Here is a 792-nt window from a genome sequence, read left to right on the forward strand (position 1 = left end):
GTTGGGATCGTCGGCGGCGGTCTTCGGATCGGAGCCGACGTCGGTGAGAAGGCGCTGGGCGTTGAACGGCGGAATTTTCGCCGACAGGTCGCTCGTGGTCATCGACAGATTGCCGGCGATCCGGACGAAGGGACGCACCCGCATCACGTCGCGATTGCCGACGCGGGCCACCGTGGAGACGCGCACGATGTTGCGCGAGGCCGTGGATTCGTTCGGCGGCGGCAAGCGGTCGCTCTTGTGCAGGGTAGCGGCGCGATCAGCTGCGCCAAATGCACCGCGCAGCGCGCCTTCGACCCGTTCCGGCACCTTGGCGAAGGTCATCTCACCGTCGAGCGAAGCGAAAACGGCGCCGCCGATCAGGGCTGCGCCGCAAAGTCCGGTCAGAATTGTCCCGCTGAACCATTGTACCGAAACACGACGGCGATCGATGACGGCCGCTTCGGAACCATCGACGGAAAGCGGCGGCTCGTGGCCGAGATCGATGATCCCGGTCTCACGCCCGTAAGCGCCGCGTGACGTCCTGTGGTTCAACCCAAGTCCCCCAATCAACGACCCAAGAGGCCCATACCAGCCTGGTTTCGAGCCCTTTCCTGGCCGCCCTCTTGGAGGGGCATCGCAGGAAACGGCAAGCCGCACAGGCGTCCGCGGTCAGAAGGCCCCGATGACGGGCCGGCCGAAATTACGAACAGCTAAGCGGAAAAAGATCTCTCGATGTCTCTCGAATGTCTGAAGAAGGCCGCTTCATCGTATGATCGCCTTCCTCTGACCCCACGCAAACCGCCGGCAGCCCCC

1 pseudogene is annotated in these 792 nt (G+C 64.3%); it reads right to left on the reverse strand.

Annotated features, from left to right (window positions below):
- Nucleotides 1–531 (reverse strand): annotated as a pseudogene (locus tag AC1D00_RS43585) (hypothetical protein); the annotation flags it as partial.
- Between the last annotated feature and the right edge of the window lie 261 nt (nucleotides 532–792).

The organism is Bradyrhizobium sp. P2_E8 (assembly GCF_056403875.1).